This is a genomic window from Streptomyces sp. NPDC086766 (assembly GCF_044746005.1).
Taxonomy (GTDB): domain Bacteria; phylum Actinomycetota; class Actinomycetes; order Streptomycetales; family Streptomycetaceae; genus Streptomyces.
The window spans coordinates 365,563-381,869 of the sequence record NZ_JBIVBI010000003.1; the positions used below are offsets into that span (position 1 = coordinate 365,563).

Below are 16,307 nucleotides of genomic sequence, written 5' to 3' on the forward strand. Positions count from 1 at the left end.
GCGAGGGCGGGTCCGGCAGGCCGGGCCCGCGAGCGCTGTCGCGGTGCCGCGGACCTCCGCGCGGACCGCGGGACGCGGGCTCAGGACGGTGCCATCAGTTCGGTGGCGCCCTGGACGGCCCGCGCCGCCTCGGTGGGCCGGGTGCGGGCGAAGTGGTGGCCGCCCTCGGCGAGCCGGTGCAGGTCCACCCGTTCGGCCAGGAGCCGCCACTCCAGGTGGCGGTCGGGAGCCTGCGCGGTGTGCGGATCGTCGTCGGCGACGACCACGGTGACCGGGGCGGACAGCCTGTCGGCCGGCGGGGCCTCCAGCGCCGCGGCGAAATAGCGGTGCGCGGCCACGCAGTCGTGCCGGTAGGCGGCGCCGACGTGCTCGGCGTGCCGCGCGTCCAGCTCGCCCAGCTCGGTGTGGCCGCCCTCCGCGCTCAGCCGTGCGGCGATCTCCGCGTCGCTCAGCGAGGCCAGCTCGTCGGCGGCGGCGCGCCGCTCGCTCGCGGTGCCGAGGAGCTGCGCGCCGAGGAAGACCCGGGGCACGTCGACGCCGAGCTCCCGAAGCCGCCGCGCCGTCTCCACGGTCGGCGCGGCGCCCGAGGAGTGGCCCCACAGCATGACCCTGGTCAGACCGCGCCCGGTGATCTCGGCGACGACCCGCTCCACCAGCTCCTCCAGCGGCACGAACGCCTCGTGGGGGGCGGCCAGGTCGTGCCCGGGCGGGTCGACGGCGTACACCGCGGGACCGTGGCCGGCCAGGGCGCTCGCCAGGGGCCGGAAGTTGACCGCGTTGCCGCCCGCGTGCGGGAAGCAGACCAGGGCGCACTCCGGGATCCCGTCCGGCGCCGACAGCGGCTGCAGCAGTTCCGCGCGCCGCCGTCCCGCGCCGTCCAGCAGGGCGGCGAGGTCGGCGAGCACCGGATGGCGGGTGATGTCCTTCAGGGACACCGCGCGGTCCAGGGCGACGGTGAGTCTCACCGCCGTCAGCGAGGTGCCGCCGGAGTCGAAGAAGTGGTCCCGCCGGCCGATCCGCTCCTCCGGCACCCCGAGCAGCCCGGCCCACGTGGCCGCCAGCCTGCGCTCGGCCGGGGTGCGCGGGACGTTCCGCTCCCCGGTGGCGCCTGCGCCGTCGGCGTCGGCCGCGGCCCGTTCGGCCAGCGCGGTCAGGGCCTTCCGGTCGATCTTGCCGTTGGCGGTCAGCGGCAGGCTTTCCCGCCAGTGGAAGGCGCTCGGGACCATGTACGCGGGCAGCGCCGCGCCGAGCGCCTCGCGCAGCGCGTCCACGTCCTGGCGGCGACCGCTGTAGAAGGCGATCAGATGCGTGCTGCGGCCGGCGAGTTCGGCGACGACCACCGCGCCGTCGCGCACCCCGGGCACCCGCAGCAGGGTGTTCTCGATCTCGCCGATCTCGATGCGGAAGCCGCGGATCTTGACCTGGTTGTCCCGGCGGCCGAGGAACTCCAGCTTGCCGTCCGGGTGCCAGCGCCCCCAGTCGCCGCCCAGGTAGAGCCGCTCGCCTGGGTGGTACGGGTCCTGCCGGTACGCCTCGAGCGTGCGCTCCGGGTCGTTGACGTACCCGCGGCCCACACACACCCCGGAGAACGCGATCAGCCCGGGAGCGCCCAGCGGCACCAGGGACAGCCGCTCGTCGACGACGAGGACGCGCACGTTGTTCACCGGACGTCCCAGCAGCACCCGTTCGGGCACCTCGTCCATGACCTCGTGGTTGGTGTCGTCGGAGGTCTCGGTCAGTCCGTAGGCGTTGACCAGCCTGATCCTCGGCTGGACCGCGAACCAGCGCTGGACCAGCTCCCGCTTCAGAGCCTCGCCGGTCACCGACACACAGGCCAGGTCGGGCAGTTCGCGGGGGTGCCGCTCCAGGTAGGACACGACCACCTCCAGGTAGGAGGGCACGACCTGCACCACCCCGACCCGCTCGCGGACGAGGGTGTCGACGAAGCGCTCGACGTCCACGACCACGTCCTGCTCGACCAGCAGGGTCCGCCCGTCCACCAGCAGCGCGGCCAGCAACTGCCACAGGGAGATGTCGAAGCACTGCGGCGCGGTCTGCGCCACCACCCGGCCCGGGCCGATGCCCAAATCGTCGATCTTGGCGTGGAGATGGTTGAGCATCCCCGCGTGCTCGCACATCGCGCCCTTCGGCTCCCCGGTGGAGCCGGAGGTGAAGTAGATGTAGGCCAGCTGGTCCGGGGCGACCGCCACGCCCACGTCGCCGTCCGCGTCCTGCTCCTCGTACGCCGTACCGACCGCCAGCGTCCGCACTCCCGGCAGTGTGCCCAGGGCCTCGGTGAGGTTGCGGTCGCTGCCGGGCTCGGTCAGCACCAGCCGGCATCCGGCGCGCGACAGGGTGGCCGCGATCCTGACCGCGGGGAAGTGCGGCTCGATCGGCAGGTACACGCCTCCGGCCTTGAGGACCGCCAGCACCGAGGCCAGCCAGTCCAGATTGCGCTCGGTGACCACCGCCACCACGTCTTCCCTGCTCAGCCCCCGGGACAGCAGGGCCCGCGCCAGCCGGTTGGCCCGCGCGTTGAGTTCGCCGTACGTCCACGAGCGTGCGCCGTGCACCGCGGCCACCGCCTCCGGACGCACCCGCGCGCGCTGCTCGAACAGCTCGTGCGCCCGCATCGGCGGCAGTTCGCGGTGCGGCCCGGCGAGCCCTTCGAGCTGGAACCGGACCTCGTCGGCCGCGAGGAGGCTCCGCCCGGTGTGCTCCGCGTCCGGGTCGGCGGCGAGGGCGCCCAGCGCGGTGAGGTGGTAGCCGCCGAGGCGGGCGGCGCACGCGACGTCCAGCACCTCGGTGCGGTACCGCAGCCGCAGGATCAACCGCCCTTGCTCCTCGAGGGAGTCCACGGCCAGCACGACCTCGGCTGGCAGTTCGCCGTCGAACCCCGCGGGGCCGAACACGACCTCGTACGACGGCTCGCTCACGCCCAGTTCCCGGCGCAGGTCGTCCACCGGGAAGCCCCGGTGCGCCAGCACCTCCGCCTCGGTCCGGTGCGCGCTCAGCACCAGTCCGCGCCACGACCCCGGGGGGACGGTCAGCCGGCACGGCAGCGGGCCGTGTCCGGGCCCCGGCACATAACCGGTGACGACCTCCCGCTCGCCCGACACCGCGGCCAGCACCCTGGCGTGCGCGGCCAGCAGCACCGCGCTCACCGGCACGTCCGACGCGGTGGCCAGCGCACGCACCGCCCCCGCCACGCCGTCCGGCACCACGTCTCGGTGCTCGGCCGTACCCGCCACCGGCTCCCGGGTCCACCGGGGGACGGCGGTGACGCCGCCGGCGCTCACCACGCCGCTCCAGAACTCCCGGTCCGCCTGCGCCTGCGTTCCCATCGAATGGCCTTCCTCAACGCGCCGTCGCCGCGGCGCCGTTCGCCGAGGACGTTCCTGCTGCCGTGACCGAGCCGGCCGTGCGAGCCTCACCGGGGAGGTCCGGCCTCTCCACGGCGGGATTCCCCCCCCACCGCGCGTACGGGGGGACCTCCTCGCCCTTCATCAGGAAGGAGTCGGCGGCCAGTTGGGCGCCCTCGCCCATCGTCACGCCGTAGTGCACGTGGGCGCCGACCCCGAGGGTGCAGCCGGCACCCAGCACGGAGTGGTCGGACTTGAAGGTGCCGTCCTCCTGGGAATGGCACTGGATCTTGCTGCCCGCGTTCAGGGTGCAGTCGTCGCCGACGGTGGTGAGCGACCGCTCCGTCATGTAGCAGCCGTCGTCGAAGACCCGGCGTCCGACGCGGACGCCCAGCGCGCGCCAGACCATGTTCTTGAACGGGGTCCCGTTGAACAGGTTGAGGTATTCGTCCGGCACCTTCCACAGCCGCTCGTGCCACCAGAAGTAGGGGTCGTAGATGGAGCACAACCGGGGGCGCAGCGGGCGGAACGCGCCGACGCACCGCTCCACCAGGACGTAGAAGGCGGCGGTGAGGGCGACCGTGAGTGCCAGGTAAGCGCCGATCACCAGGTGCCCGAGGGTGCCGTAGAGGGTCAGGCACGCCAGCCCCAGCGCGGTCAGGACGAAGGCGAGCAGCCACCGCAGGAGCAGATGCAGGGCCATGGAGCGGAGGTTGTAGCGGTTCTTGGCGGCCAGCCGGCGCCGCAGTTCGTCCCCGGTCCTCAGATGGTCGAACCGGGTGTCCCGCTCGACCGTGCGCGGGATCTCGAACGACGGCGAGCCGAGCAGTCCGACCCCTTCGCGGATCTCGCCGTCGAGGGGGACCATCACCTTCGTGGCGAGCAGGCAGTTGTCGCCCGTCCTGGCTCCCGCCGGATAGGCGATGTTGTTGCCGAGGAAGTTGCGCGGGCCGATCGTCGCACGGGTGACACGGAAGGACGTACCGGAGAAGTCCGCGTTGATCAGCGACAGTCCGTCGGCCACCATCGTCCCGGTGCCGACGGACGCCAGGAACGGGGTCTCGTGCTGCACCTCGGTGCCGAAGTTGGACCCGGTCTGCTCGACGCGGGACAGGTCGTACCCGAGGCGTCGCAGATAGGGGACGATGTAGGAGCTGTCGCCCACGAGCCAGGCGAAGAACTTCAGGTTCGTCATCCGGGCGATCGTCCGGTGCGCCGCGTAGTGGAAGCCGTAGAGCGGATAGACCTTGTCGGGCGTGATGACCAGGTTCAGCAGGCGCGGAACGGTGAACAGCACGGCGAGGCCGACGACGATGGCGCCGAAGTACAGCAGGGCGGAGAGGGCGAGCGCGTCGAGCAGGAACTCCGCCGAGGAGATGCGGGCGGCCTCCTGGCGCAGCCACCTGCCGAACGCCGGAACCCCGGTGGCGATCATGTACAGGCCGCCGACGGCCAGGGGCAGGTAGAGGAAGAGCATCTGCACGAGGGACAACAGGCCGAACCCGGCCCGGCGCAGTGTGCCGCACCGGGCGGGTGCGACCCTCACGTAGTCGACGTCCGTCGGCTCCGCCGGGGACCCGTGCCACCGCGCGCCGTCCGGGACGGACTGACCCCGGTACAGGGTGGACGTGTGGCCGAGCTGGGCTTCGTCGCCCAGGGCGGTGTCGATGTCGAGCACCGTCTTCTCGCCGACGAAAGCGTCCCGGCCGAGGGTGACCCGTCCGGTCTGGATGCGTCCGGCGTGCGCCCGGTAGCAGAGGAAGTAGGAGTCCTTGCGGACCACCGTGCCGGAGCCGATCGTCAGCAGGTCGGTGCAGACCGGCACGGTGCGGGAGAGGATCGTGACGTTCCTGCCGATCCGTGCGCCGAGCGCCCGCAGATACAGCACGTACAGGGGGTTGCCGATGAAGAGCACGATCGGATTGGCGTGAAGCAGCACCTTGACGATCCAGAACCGCAGATACGCCAGACTCCACACCGGAATCTCGCGCGGTTTCCAGCGTCCGACGAGAATCCATTTCGCCAGGATCGGGAAGGCGCACAGGGCGAGGAATCCGACGCTGACGGCGAGGACGGAACGCAGATAGACGGCGGCCGGGCCCGAGCCCTCGGCAATCCACGAGTAACCCCGGTCGGCGGCGAATCCGGTGGCGAGGGAATAGCCGAGGAAGACCAGTAACTGGAGTGTTCCGCACAGCACGTAGCCGAGATCGCTCGCCGGGGTGACCGGTGCCGGCGGCCGGGCCGGCACGGGGGCGGGTCCGGTGGCCGACGGCGGCGCCGGGAGCGCCGGGTCGGCGGGAGCGGGCGCGGCGGAGGCGAGAGCGCCGGCCAGGTCCCGGATCGTCTGGTGCCGGTAGATGTCCTTCATGGAGACGGACGGCAGATCCGGGTGCTTCCTGACCCGTGCGCAGAACTGGGCCATCACCAGGGAGTTGGCGCCGAGATCGGTGAAGAAGTTGCTGGTGCCCGCGACCTCCGGAACGGACAGGAGACCGGCCAGTATTCCGGCGAGTTCCGTCTCGGTGTCCGCCGCCGTCCGGCCCTCGCCGCCGGGTCCGGCGGTCGCGGATTCTCCCGTCGCGTTCAGCAGGGTGTCGGCGGACTTCTCTACCATTCGAGCTCCTCGAGGAATTCCCGCAAAGCGTCGGCCCGTACGGCGCTCAGTCTTGTGCGGCCACTTCCGCGTTGCCACTCGAATGCGATCGCGATGAGACGGCCGCGACCGCGAGAAAGCCGGTGTTTCCGCCGATCTGCACCGCTGGAGGGAGGAGTGGATCACCCGTATGGGGGTTCACCCGCGAAGGCGCGCCCGGACGACCTGGTCGACGACGGGATCACCGTCCGGGCGGGGGAGCAGGTCGACGGCGTCCACGGCGAAACCGTGCGCGGTGAGGACGTCCTCCCACAACTCGGGGGCGAGCACCCACATGTGGACCTCCCGGGGCTCCATGCCCGTCAGTCCCACCCGCAGCGAGCGGGGCCGGACGTCGGTGGACGGGGGCCGCCGGTGCAGATCGGTGTGCAGGACGGAGAAGACCAGCCGACCCTCGGGGCGCAGTCCGGCGCGCAGGGCGGGCAGGCTGCGGCGGGGGTCGAGGAAGCCGAGTCCGTGGATCGAGTACACGAGGTCGTACGGCTCGCAGCGCCGCAGGTGTTCGACGACGTCTCCGAGCAGGTAGCGCACGCCGACAGTGGCGCCGTACCGCGTGACGGCGCGCCGGTGCTGGGTGGGGGAGACGTCGACGGCGTCGACCAGGGCGCCGTGCCGGGTGGCGAGATGCGCGGCGTAGTGCCCGGCGCCGCTGCCGGCGTCGAGCAGCCGCCGGCCTGCGATGTCACCGAGCAGCTCGGTCCCCGGCCCGTCCGCGCCGGGAGCGCCCCAGTGGAGCCGTGCGGGCTCCGGCGGCCGGAATCCTCGATCGATCTGGAACCGGCCGTACGCCGTCCAGGCACGCAGGTTCACCAGGTCGCTGATCACGGTGGTCGCGCTCCTCGGCACAGGGGGCGGGGACGGGGGGAGGGGCCGGGCGGATGTCGGCGGGCACGGGCTGACGCCGACAGGGACAACGAACCGGGCGCCGTTTCGAACGCGCGTGTTTGAGTCGTGTCCCCGCCGTGGAATCCCGGGGCCCGTGTCGTGCCCGCCCCCGCTCCCTGGGCCGACCGCGCCCGGCGGCGTGGCCGAAACGCCGGGGGCGGGCGTTCACGCCAGGTGCACCCAGGTCCGTTCCTCGGCTGAGCGGGCCATGGCGTCCAGGGCCTGTGCGGCGGCCACCGCGTCGTCGAGGGTGGCTCCCCAGGTCCCGGGCCCGGTGATCGAGCGCAGGAAGTGGTACGCCTCGATCACCTTCAGGTCGTCGTAGCCCATGGCGGTGGCCGCCCCCGGCTGGAAGGCGGCGTACTCGCCGTGCCCGGGGCCGACGTGGACGGTGCTGACGGGCTGGTCCTGGTAGCCGGTGCCGCGGCTGACACCGAGTTCGCCCATCCGGCGGAAGTCCCAGAACAGGGCCCCGGCGGTGCCGTGGACCTCGAAGCCGTAGGCGTTCTGCTCGCCGACCGAGACCCGGCACGCCTCCAGCACCCCGCGGGCGCCGGAGGTGAAGCGCAGCAGGCAGTTCACGTAGTCCTCGTTCTCCACCGGACCGGGCTCGCCGCCGGTGGCGCGGCTGTGACCGGCGGTGGCGCCGGCCGGGCGGGCCCGCCGGGGCACGAACACGGCGGTGTCGGCGGTCAGCGAGCCGATCTCGCCGAGCAGGTGCCGGGCCAGGTCGACGCCGTGCGAGGCGAGGTCGCCGAGCACCCCGCTCCCGCCGCGTGCCCGTTCGTACCGCCAGGTCAGCGCGCCCTCGGGGTGGGCGGCATAGTCGCTGAACAGCCGGATGCGGACATGGGTGACCGTGCCGATCTCGCCGGCCGCGAGCATCTCGCGGGCGGCGGCCACGGCGGGCGCGTTGCGGTAGTTGAAGCCGACCGTTCCCCGGACGCCCGACTCCGCGGCCGCGTCGGCGACCGCGCGGGCGTCGGCGGCGGTGAGGCCCACCGGCTTCTCGATCCAGAGGTGCTTGCCCGCCCGGGCCATGGCGACGCCGATCTCGCGGTGCAGGAAGTTCGGCGCGGTGACGCTGACCGCCCCCACCCTGGGGTCGGCGGCGATCTCCCGCCAGTCGCGGGTCGCCGAGGCGAAGCCGTACTGTGCGGCCGCCCGTTCCGCCCGTCCGGGCACCTCGTCGGCCACGGCGACCAGGTGCGGCCGCGCGGTGAGCTGCGGGAAGTGGTGCGGCAGACGGGCGTACGCCTGGGTGTGCACCCGTCCCATCCAGCCGAACCCCACGACGGCGACGCCGAGCGCTTCCACCATGACAGCCCCTCTTCGGACCGGTCCACAGGCCTGGTGGCCCACCCTGGGCGGTGATTTCGCGAGGAGTCAAGCGGGAGCCGCGCCACGGCGGCGCCGATCGGTGCCGCCCGGCCGGCTCAGCCCGTGAGCACCTCCGCCCACCGGCTGGTCGCGCCGGGATGCGCGAGCACCCCGCACCGGGCGGACAGGGCGGCGACGATCCCGAGGCCACGGCCGTGCTCGTCGAGGTCTGGGGCGGGCTTCCTGGGGCCGGGCGGGGCGGCGGGGCCCCGGTCGGTCACCTCGACGCGCACCCCGCCGCGTCCGTCCACGGGGATCCGCCACAGCCGCAGTGTCGCCGGCGGCAGGGCGTGCACCAGAGCGTTCGTGATCAGCTCCGACACCACCAGGAGCACGTCCTCGACGGCGTCGGCGGGCAGGTTCCAGCCACCCAGGACCGCGCGCACGCGACGGCGTACGACCGAGACGGCCCCTGGGGCGGGCGGCAGCGGGAAGACCTGGTCTGCTTCCTCGCGAGGCGCTGCCGCGAGCTGCGCTGCGGTCATGGGCCTCCTCCTTCGGGTGGCGCGTCCGACCGGAGCACGGACGCGATATGGCACGCTAGGGAAGGAAACGCGTCCGGTCAATGAACAACGGTCGGCATTGCCGAACAGCAGTCCGGATCAGGGCAAATCGGGCTACGATCGCTGCATGGCCGGACCGGTGCAGTCCATCGAAAGGGCGGCGGCGATCCTGCGCCTGCTCGCCGGCGGCCCGCGCAGGCTGGGGCTCGGCGAGGTGGCGTCGTCGCTCGGCCTGGCCAAGGGAACCGCCCACGGCATTCTGCGCACCCTGCAGCACGTGGACTTCGTGGAGCAGGACGAGGCGACCGGGAAGTACCAGCTCGGCGCGGCACTGCTGCACCTCGGCAGCAGCTACCTCGACGTCAACGAACTGCGCTCGCGCTCCCTCAACTGGGCCGACGCCCTCGCCGCCCGCAGCGGGGAGGCCGTCCGCCTGGGCACCCCGCTGGAGGGCAAGGTCCTCATCGTGCACCACGTCTTCCGGCCGGACGACACCCTCCAGACCCTGGACGTGGGCGCGCTGCTGCCGCTGCACGCCTCCTCGCTCGGCAAGGTCCTGCTGGCCTTCGGAGCCGCCCCCGTCGAACCCCTGCTGCGGACGGAACTGGACGCGTACACCCGGCACACCCTGGTGCTTCCGGAGGACCTGAACCGGGCGCTCGCCGAGATCCGGGAACTCGGCTGGGGCGCCGAGGTGCAGGAGATGAGCATGGGCGACGCCGGGGTGGCCGCGCCGATCCGGGGGCACGGCGGCCTCGTGGTCGGCGCGATCGGCCTCTCCGGCCCGGTCGAGCGCATCTGTGACCCCAAGGGCAGGCCCCAGCCCGCCCTGATCGCCCTGCTCAGGGAGGCGGCACGGGCGATCTCCAGAGACCTGGGAGCGGCCCGCTGGTAGATCCCCGCACCCCGCGCGACGCTCGGAAGGCAGGCCCGATCATGGTTGAACGCTACGTGCTGTCGATCGACCAGGGCACCACGTCCACGCGATGCATCCTGTTCGACCATCGGGGCCGGCTGGTGTCGGTCGCGCAGCGCGAGCACCAGCAGTTCTTCCCCCGGCCGGGCTGGGTCGAGCACGACGCCGTCCAGATCTGGCAGAACGTCCGGCGCATCGTGCCCGAGGCGCTGGGCGCCGCCGGGGTGGACGCCGCGCAGATCGCCGCCGTCGGGATCGCCAACCAGCGGGAGACGACCGTGCTCTGGGACCGGCGGACCGGGACGCCGTACGGCCGGGCCATCGTGTGGCAGGACACCCGCACCGCCCCCCTCGTCGACGAGCTCAGGGAACGGCCCGGCGACGAGTTCTTCCTCGACCGCTGCGGCCTTCCCCCCTCGACCTACTTCTCCGCCCCCCGGATCCGCTGGCTCTTCGAGCACGTGGACGGCCTGGAGGAGCGCGCCCGTGACGGCGAGGTGCTGTTCGGCACCATGGAGAGCTGGCTGATCTGGAACCTCACCGGCGGCAAGGACGGCGGCCTGCACATCACCGACCCCACCAACGCCAGCCGCACCATGCTGATCAACATCCGGACCCTGACCTGGGAGCCGGAGCTGATGGAGTTCTTCGGGGTGCCGCGCCCCATGCTGCCGGAGATCCGCTCCTCGGCCGAGAGCTACGGCGAGGCCCGCGCGCTGCTCCCCGGCGTCCGCATCACGGCCGCCCTCGGCGACCAGCAGGCCGCCCTGTTCGGGCAGACCTGCTTCTCGCCGGGCGAGGCCAAGTGCACCTACGGGACCGGCAGCTTCCTGGTGATGAACACCGGCACCGACGTCGTGCGCTCCCGGCACGGGCTCCTCACCACCGTCGCCTACAAGATCGGCGACGAGCCCACGGTCTACGCCCTGGAGGGGCCGATGGCCGTGACCGGTTCGCTGGTCCAGTGGTTCCGGGACCGCCTGGGCCTGATCCACAGCGCGCCCGAGATCGAGACCCTGGCCCGCACGGTCGAGGACAACGGCGGCTGCTACATCGTCCCCGCGTTCTCCGGCCTGTTCGCACCGCACTGGCGCAGCGACGCCCGCGGCGTCATCGTCGGCCTCACCTCGTACATCACCAAGGGGCATCTGGCCCGGGCGGTCCTGGAGGCCACCGGATGGCAGACCCGGGAGGTGGTCGACGCCATGAACGCCGACTCCGGGCTCGCCCTGAAGGAGCTCAAGGTCGACGGGGGCATGACCTCGGACAACCTGCTCATGCAGTTCCTGGCCGACGTCCTCGACGTCCCCGTCGTACGGCCGCTGGTGGCCGAGACGGTCTCCCTGGGCGCCGCCTACGCCGCCGGGCTCGCGGCGGCCTACTGGCCCGACCTGGAGGTCCTGCGCCGCAACTGGCACCGGGCCGCCCAGTGGCTGCCGGACATGGACCCCGAATGGCGCGAGTGGGAGTACGGCTGCTGGAAGCGGGCCGTCGAGCGCTCCCTGGACTGGGTCAGGGAGCCCCCGCCGCGCAGGCCGCGCTGACACCGTCACCGGGCGGGCCGCCCGCGAGGTCCAGGGGTGCGGCAGGAAGCACGGAGCCCGGCCGGACGTGTCGGCCCTGGCGGGAAGCGGCGGGGCGCCCCTGGCGGTGGCGGGGCTTTCCAGGAAGTCGCGCACAGGACGAATCGGGGGCCGCGGCCGTGGTTACCCAGACAGCAGTGGGTTCGGAAGTGAGCCCCGGGGCCCTCCGCGCTGCGCACGGCGGAGGGCCCGTCCGGGCCCTCCGCGACCGCGCCCCCGGCCCTCGTGCCCGCCGCTCCCGGGGTACTCCGGGCGGACTCCCCAGACACGTCGGAGAGAACCTGGCGGAGGGTCTTGCGCGGGGCGTCATCGGACCGTCTACTGTCCTTCACGTCCCCGTTCCTCGCTCAACGGGATCTCTGACGCATCCTGTACCACCGCCCCATGCCGGGGTTCCGGTGGCGGGCAGTACCACCCCCCTTTTTTTCGCAGAAGGACCGAAGGCCCTGTGCCCGTACCCGTCGTTCTCACCGGCCGTGTGACGCGGCTGGAACCCCTCGCTCCGCACCACGCCGAGGGATTGGCCCGAGCCGGGGCCGAGGACCGCTCCTCCTACGCTTTCACCCCCGTGCCGCACGACCTCGAAGCGGCCCGCGGCTACATCGACCGCGCCCTCGCCGAGCAGGCGGCCGGCCGGGCACTGCCGTTCGCCGTGCTCCGCGCCGCCGACGGACGGGTGGTCGGCTCCACCCGCTTCCTCGAACTCGACTACTGGCAGGGCCCGCTGGTGTGGCCCGCCGTGACCGGCGTGCCGTACGGCGATCCGGTCACCGCCGTGCCGGACGCCGCCGAGATCGGGAACACCTGGCTCGCCCCCTACGCCCAGGGGACCGGGATCAACACCGAGGCGAAGCTGCTCATGCTCCGCCACGCCTTCGAGACCTGGCGGGTGCGCCGGATCTCCCTGCGCGCCGACGCCCGCAACCGCCGCTCGTGCACGGCGATCGAACGGCTCGGCGCGACCTGCGAGGGTGTCCGGCGCGCCCACTCCCGCGGCCTGGACGGCGCCGTGCGCAGCACCGCCTTCTACTCGATCCTGGACGACGAGTGGCCCGCCGTCCGCGCCGTCATCGAGCTCCGCCTCGCCGCCGGCTCCCCGGCCGCCCCGGTCCGGACGCCGGAGGGCGCCGGCCCGCGGCCGGGCGAACTCGACGGCCGGCTCGTCGGGGTGTGAGCCCGCCCGGCCCACCGCACCCGGGTGACGGGGGGGCGGCGCACCGGCGACCCGGCGCGCCGCCCCCTCCTTTGTCACCCGAACGGCCTACGGGGCCCCGGCCCCGGGCGTGCGCCGTAGCCCGTTCGGACGCAGGCTGGGTGAACCGGGCTGCCGCAACGCGCAGCTTTGATCACTGCTCCGTCGGGAGGCATCGTGATCGCCCTGGCTCTGCTCGTCCCGGTGGCACTGCTGCTGATGCTGTTCGGACTCGACGCGTTGGAGACCCGTCTGCTGCGCCGCCCCGACCCGCCGCAGGACGCGGCCATTCCGGAACAGTCCGTGCCGGAGTGAGACCGATCTGTGAAGCAACGTTTCACCACTTCACCCCCGCATTCTTCGGGGAGCGACGGTTGCGCCTCGCCCGTTCGGGTACGCGTGCAGGACCGTCCCGCGGGCGATCACGTCCCGGGAGGCCGCACGACCACCGCGACCAGGGGATCTGCCATGGATACACCCGCCAACGACAACACCGCCACGCCCGCTCAGCGAGCGCTGGACGTGCTCGTGGACAACGCCGAGGACGCGGTGGCACTGGACACGCTCGCGAGCAGCGACGTGCTGGTGCCCGTGCCCGACGACGCGAGCGAGGAGGAGGCCACCAATCCCTCCGCCGTGGCGCTGCCGGTTCTCGAGCAGCCGGGAGGGGCGCCGGTGGTGCCCGTGTTCACCTCCGAGATGGAGATGACCGAGCTGCTGCCGTTCGTCTCCCGCTACCGGCTGGTGCCCCTGGGCGCCCTGGCCTCCCAGTGGCCGGACGACGACCTGTCGCTCACCATCGACGCCAGCTCCCCGCACGGCCTGACCCTCACCTCGGAGGGCGTACGCACCCTGCTCGCCCATCGGTAGGACGAGCGGACCGGGCGGCAGAGAGGCGAAGGGGCGGCGACGGGGCGGGGCCGCGGCCCGGGTCAGCCGCCCAACATGCGGGCCAGCGCCGCGCGTTGCAGCGGCAGCACCTCGGTGTGCAGGTCACGGCCCTTGCCGGTCAGCGCTACCCACACTCCGCGCCGGTCCTCCGCGCACACCGTCCGCATCACCAGGCCGTCCCTCTCCAGCCGGCCGATGAGGCGGGACAGCGCGCTCTGGCTCAGGTGGACCCTGCCGACGAGGTTCTGCACGCGGCACTGGCCGCCCTCCCCGGGCGGAGCGGACGCCAGGACGTCCAGCACCTCGAAGTCGCTCGCGCCCAGCCCGTGCGGGTGCAGCACCCGGTCGATCTCGCACATCGTGCGGGCGTGCACCGACAGGATGCTCCGCCACCGCTCCTCGAGGGCCTCGACCGCGTTCGCTCCCATACACCGAATGTTAATGCGCGTGCATCGACATCGGCACGGCCGAGCGGCCGCTCGGGGGCTCAGGCGTCCTGCACGAGGCCGACCAGGTTGCCGTCCGCGTCCCTCACCGACGCGATCAGGCGCCCGCCGCCCACGTCCTGCACGTCCTGAAGCAGTGCGGCGCCCGCCGCCAGCAGCGCGGCCAGCCGGGCCCGGATGTCGGCGACGTGCCAGTAGGGCACCGGTCCCGTCATCCCCTTCGCGTGCCCGTTCGGGTCGAGACCGACGTCCTGGCCGGCGTCCTTGAACCCCACGTAGTAGGGCTCGTCCGCGTACGGCTCCACCTCCAGCAGCGCGCCGAACAGGGCCTTCGCCCGGTCCAGGTCCTTGACGGGGTAGACGATCGTCCTGAGGCCGTCGGTCATGGCGTACTCCTCGGTGAGCTGGGGCCGACGGGGGTCCGTCGGAGGCGCCCGGGGGTGTCGGGCGGTGGCCCCACGCTAGGACGGGGGAGCGCCGGGCGGCTTCTCCGATCCTGACCACGTGCGCGCCCCCGTTCCCGACCGCGGCCGGGCGCAGACGACGCGCCGAGCGTGCACCCCGCTCCGGCCGGGCACCCCGCCCGGGGGGCCGCGCGCCCGCGCACGCGGCGAACCGGGCGCACCACCAGGGGTGTTCGGTACCGGACAAGCGCCTCTGAGTCCGGGACGCGGCGGGTCCGTCCGCGCGAGAGTGGGAAAAATCGGGGACGGGACGCCATCGACGAGGAGGCGGCGATGCTGAGGACTCCCGTCGGCCAGACGCGTCGGGCCATCCTGGAGTGGCTCAAGCATCCGGCCGCCCACTTCCCCCGGCAGCGGCACGGCGACCCCGCCGTCGACGGCGTCACCGAACGGGCCGTCGCCGCCAAGCTCGGCGTGCCCCGCCGGGTCGCCGCGACCCACCTCGCGCTGCTCGCCGACCTCGGCCTGCTGCGCACCCGCCGCATCCGGCGCCGCACCTACTACCGCCGTGACGACATCCGCGTCGCGGAAGTGGCCCGGCTGTTCGAGAAGGGGTGGTGAGCCTCCTCGCCCGACGGACCGGGGGAGCGGGGCCGCCTGCGGCGGCCGGGCTCGAAGTGACCCGCTCGCGCCCCCGGCGCTAGTCTGTACTCCGGCCGCGATCAACTCGCGGCGCGGCGGTGGGGCCCGCCGTACCCGAACCGCGGCACCGTCGCCGCCAACGGTCCCTACTTGCGAAGGCAGCGGCCCCGCATGTCCGGGCCCGGGCGAGTAGGAGACGTACGACCATGACAGCCCCGCGCACCGAGAGCCTCCGGGCCCCCGCGAGCCGCCCCGGGCGGCGGGCCTGGCGCGCCCAGACCCCGGTGGTCGCGGTCGTCGCGCTCGGCGGCGCCGTCGGGGCCACCGCCCGCTACGCGGCCTCGCTGCGCTGGCCGGCACCGCCCGGTGGCTTCCCGTGGGCGACGTTCTGGACCAACGTCACCGGCTGCGCGGTGATCGGCGTGTTCATGGTGGTCATCACCGATGTGTGGGCCGCGCACCGCCTGGTCCGCCCGTTCTTCGGCACCGGCGTGCTCGGCGGCTTCACCACCTTCTCCACGTACGCCGTCGACGTGCAGAAGCTGGCCGACTCCGGCCATGCCCGCACCGGGCTGGCCTACCTGGCCGCGACCCCGCTCGCGGCGCTCGCGGCGGTGTGGCTCGCTGTGACGGCGGCCCGCCGCGTCCTGGCCCGGAGGCAGCGATGACGAGACTCACCGGCAGCGCCCTGCGCCTGACCGTGTTCATCGGCGAGAACGACACCTGGCACCACCGGCCCCTCTACTCGGAGATCGTCCACCGGGCCCATGCCGCGGGCCTCGCGGGGGCCAGCGTCTTCCGGGGGGTCGAGGGCTTCGGCGCCTCCTCCCTGATCCACACCTCGCGGCTGCTGTCGATGAGCGAGGACCTGCCGGTGGCGGTCGTGATCGTGGACACCGAGGAGCGGGTCCGGGCGTTCCTACCGCAACTGGACGAGCTGGTCGCCGAGGGGCTCGTGACCCTCGACGCGTGCGAGGTCATCCGGTACGCCGGACGCCCGGACGGTCCCGCGGAGGCGGGCGGGAAGGGTAAGAAGTCGTTGTGAACTGGCTGCTGGTGGTCGTGGGCGCCATGGTCGGCGCCCCCCTCCGCTATCTCACCGACCGGGCGGTGCAGTCCCGGCACGACTCGGTCTTCCCCTGGGGCACGTTCGTGGTGAACGTCACCGGCTGCCTGGTCCTCGGCCTGCTGACCGGGGCCGTCTCGGCGGGCGCCGCGGGACCCCACCTTCAGCTGCTGCTGGGCACCGGCCTGTGCGGAGCCCTGACGACGTACTCGACCTTCTCGTACGAGACCCTGAGGCTTACCGAGAACGGCGCCGGGCTCTACGCTGCGGCCAACGCCGTCGTGAGCGTGGCGGCCGGCCTCGGCGCCGCGTTCGCCGGGGCGTCCGCCGCCGGCGCCCTGTGGCCCGGGTAATCCTGCCTTCATCTCGGCGTAGTAAGAC

16 protein-coding genes are annotated in these 16,307 nt (G+C 73.2%); 9 read left to right on the plus strand and 7 right to left on the minus strand.

Features of this window, described 5'->3' with window-relative positions; all coding sequences use genetic code 11:
- Positions 1–80: 80 nt before the first annotated feature.
- The 5 genes from ACIPM1_RS07500 to ACIPM1_RS07520 form a co-directional block, all read right to left on the minus strand.
- Entirely contained in the window at positions 81–3,344 is a 3,264-nt protein-coding gene (locus ACIPM1_RS07500; RefSeq protein WP_402430231.1) for an amino acid adenylation domain-containing protein, read from the minus strand.
- A 13-nt stretch (positions 3,345–3,357) separates the two neighbouring features.
- Positions 3,358–5,979 (minus strand): Pls/PosA family non-ribosomal peptide synthetase, encoded by a 2,622-nt coding sequence (locus tag ACIPM1_RS07505; RefSeq protein ID WP_402430234.1) that lies wholly within the window; start codon positions 5,977–5,979, stop codon positions 3,358–3,360.
- Positions 5,980–6,156: 177 nt separating this feature from the next.
- Complete coding sequence (locus ACIPM1_RS07510) at positions 6,157–6,843, minus strand: class I SAM-dependent methyltransferase (RefSeq protein ID WP_402430237.1); 687 nt, start codon at positions 6,841–6,843, stop codon at positions 6,157–6,159.
- A gap of 225 nt (positions 6,844–7,068) precedes the next feature.
- Positions 7,069–8,223 (minus strand): Gfo/Idh/MocA family protein, encoded by a 1,155-nt coding sequence (locus tag ACIPM1_RS07515; RefSeq protein ID WP_402430240.1) that lies wholly within the window; start codon positions 8,221–8,223, stop codon positions 7,069–7,071.
- A 116-nt stretch (positions 8,224–8,339) separates the two neighbouring features.
- A complete protein-coding gene (locus tag ACIPM1_RS07520) occupies positions 8,340–8,768 on the minus strand; it encodes an ATP-binding protein (RefSeq protein WP_402430242.1) in 429 nt (142 codons plus the stop codon).
- 145 nt (positions 8,769–8,913) lie between these two features.
- On the opposite strand from ACIPM1_RS07520, the gene ACIPM1_RS07525 reads away from it, so the two are divergent.
- From ACIPM1_RS07525 to ACIPM1_RS07545, 5 genes are all read left to right on the plus strand, one after another.
- The gene (locus tag ACIPM1_RS07525; protein WP_402430245.1) at positions 8,914–9,681 is read left to right on the plus strand and encodes an IclR family transcriptional regulator; all 768 of its coding nucleotides are present in this window, start codon (positions 8,914–8,916) and stop codon (positions 9,679–9,681) included.
- Positions 9,682–9,722: 41 nt separating this feature from the next.
- Positions 9,723–11,246 (plus strand): glycerol kinase GlpK, encoded by a 1,524-nt coding sequence (glpK, locus tag ACIPM1_RS07530; protein ID WP_402430248.1) that lies wholly within the window; start codon positions 9,723–9,725, stop codon positions 11,244–11,246.
- Positions 11,247–11,733: 487 nt separating this feature from the next.
- On the plus strand, positions 11,734–12,459 hold the full coding sequence (locus ACIPM1_RS07535) for a GNAT family N-acetyltransferase (RefSeq protein ID WP_402430251.1): 726 nt from the start codon (positions 11,734–11,736) through the stop codon (positions 12,457–12,459).
- A gap of 195 nt (positions 12,460–12,654) precedes the next feature.
- On the plus strand, positions 12,655–12,792 hold the full coding sequence (locus tag ACIPM1_RS07540) for a hypothetical protein (protein WP_402430254.1): 138 nt from the start codon (positions 12,655–12,657) through the stop codon (positions 12,790–12,792).
- Between the two features lie 153 nt (positions 12,793–12,945).
- Positions 12,946–13,347 (plus strand): SseB family protein, encoded by a 402-nt coding sequence (locus ACIPM1_RS07545; protein ID WP_356195575.1) that lies wholly within the window; start codon positions 12,946–12,948, stop codon positions 13,345–13,347.
- A 62-nt stretch (positions 13,348–13,409) separates the two neighbouring features.
- Here the strand turns inward: ACIPM1_RS07545 and ACIPM1_RS07550 are convergent, their stop codons facing one another.
- Both ACIPM1_RS07550 and ACIPM1_RS07555 read right to left on the minus strand, forming a co-directional pair.
- Positions 13,410–13,796 carry a MarR family winged helix-turn-helix transcriptional regulator gene (locus ACIPM1_RS07550; protein ID WP_402430257.1) on the minus strand — a complete coding sequence of 129 codons (387 nt, stop codon included), beginning with the start codon at positions 13,794–13,796 and terminating at the stop codon, positions 13,410–13,412.
- Between the two features lie 59 nt (positions 13,797–13,855).
- The gene (locus tag ACIPM1_RS07555; RefSeq protein WP_402430260.1) at positions 13,856–14,200 is read right to left on the minus strand and encodes a VOC family protein; all 345 of its coding nucleotides are present in this window, start codon (positions 14,198–14,200) and stop codon (positions 13,856–13,858) included.
- Between the two features lie 351 nt (positions 14,201–14,551).
- Between ACIPM1_RS07555 and ACIPM1_RS07560 the strand changes: the two genes are divergently transcribed.
- From ACIPM1_RS07560 to crcB (ACIPM1_RS07575), 4 genes are all read left to right on the plus strand, one after another.
- Complete coding sequence (locus ACIPM1_RS07560; protein ID WP_402430263.1) at positions 14,552–14,839, plus strand: ArsR family transcriptional regulator; 288 nt, start codon at positions 14,552–14,554, stop codon at positions 14,837–14,839.
- Between the two features lie 227 nt (positions 14,840–15,066).
- Positions 15,067–15,528 carry a fluoride efflux transporter CrcB gene (crcB, locus tag ACIPM1_RS07565; protein WP_402430266.1) on the plus strand — a complete coding sequence of 154 codons (462 nt, stop codon included), beginning with the start codon at positions 15,067–15,069 and terminating at the stop codon, positions 15,526–15,528.
- Positions 15,525–15,905, plus strand: coding sequence for a DUF190 domain-containing protein (locus ACIPM1_RS07570; RefSeq protein WP_356195568.1), 381 nt, complete (start codon positions 15,525–15,527; stop codon positions 15,903–15,905). The genes crcB (ACIPM1_RS07565) and ACIPM1_RS07570 overlap by 4 nt, the downstream gene beginning before the upstream one ends.
- Positions 15,902–16,279, plus strand: a complete 378-nt coding sequence (crcB, locus tag ACIPM1_RS07575; protein ID WP_402430270.1) for a fluoride efflux transporter CrcB — start codon at positions 15,902–15,904, stop codon at positions 16,277–16,279. Before ACIPM1_RS07570 ends, crcB (ACIPM1_RS07575) begins: the two co-directional genes overlap by 4 nt.
- Positions 16,280–16,307: the final 28 nt, after the last annotated feature.

What these genes read in the sequence shown, in the direction of transcription:
- ACIPM1_RS07525 (WP_402430245.1), top strand. Translation starts at nt 8,914, where the DNA reads ATGGCCGGACCGGTGCAGTCCATCGAAAGGGCGGCGGCGATCCTGCGC.
- ACIPM1_RS07550 (WP_402430257.1), bottom strand. Translation starts at nt 13,796, where the DNA reads ATGGGAGCGAACGCGGTCGAGGCCCTCGAGGAGCGGTGGCGGAGCATC.
- ACIPM1_RS07570 (WP_356195568.1), top strand. Translation starts at nt 15,525, where the DNA reads ATGACGAGACTCACCGGCAGCGCCCTGCGCCTGACCGTGTTCATCGGC.
- ACIPM1_RS07545 (WP_356195575.1), top strand. Translation starts at nt 12,946, where the DNA reads ATGGATACACCCGCCAACGACAACACCGCCACGCCCGCTCAGCGAGCG.
- ACIPM1_RS07515 (WP_402430240.1), bottom strand. Translation starts at nt 8,223, where the DNA reads ATGGTGGAAGCGCTCGGCGTCGCCGTCGTGGGGTTCGGCTGGATGGGA.
- ACIPM1_RS07555 (WP_402430260.1), bottom strand. Translation starts at nt 14,200, where the DNA reads ATGACCGACGGCCTCAGGACGATCGTCTACCCCGTCAAGGACCTGGAC.
- ACIPM1_RS07520 (WP_402430242.1), bottom strand. Translation starts at nt 8,768, where the DNA reads ATGACCGCAGCGCAGCTCGCGGCAGCGCCTCGCGAGGAAGCAGACCAG.
- ACIPM1_RS07505 (WP_402430234.1), bottom strand. Translation starts at nt 5,979, where the DNA reads ATGGTAGAGAAGTCCGCCGACACCCTGCTGAACGCGACGGGAGAATCC.
- ACIPM1_RS07560 (WP_402430263.1), top strand. Translation starts at nt 14,552, where the DNA reads ATGCTGAGGACTCCCGTCGGCCAGACGCGTCGGGCCATCCTGGAGTGG.
- glpK (WP_402430248.1), top strand. Translation starts at nt 9,723, where the DNA reads ATGGTTGAACGCTACGTGCTGTCGATCGACCAGGGCACCACGTCCACG.
- crcB (WP_402430266.1), top strand. Translation starts at nt 15,067, where the DNA reads ATGACAGCCCCGCGCACCGAGAGCCTCCGGGCCCCCGCGAGCCGCCCC.
- ACIPM1_RS07500 (WP_402430231.1), bottom strand. Translation starts at nt 3,344, where the DNA reads ATGGGAACGCAGGCGCAGGCGGACCGGGAGTTCTGGAGCGGCGTGGTG.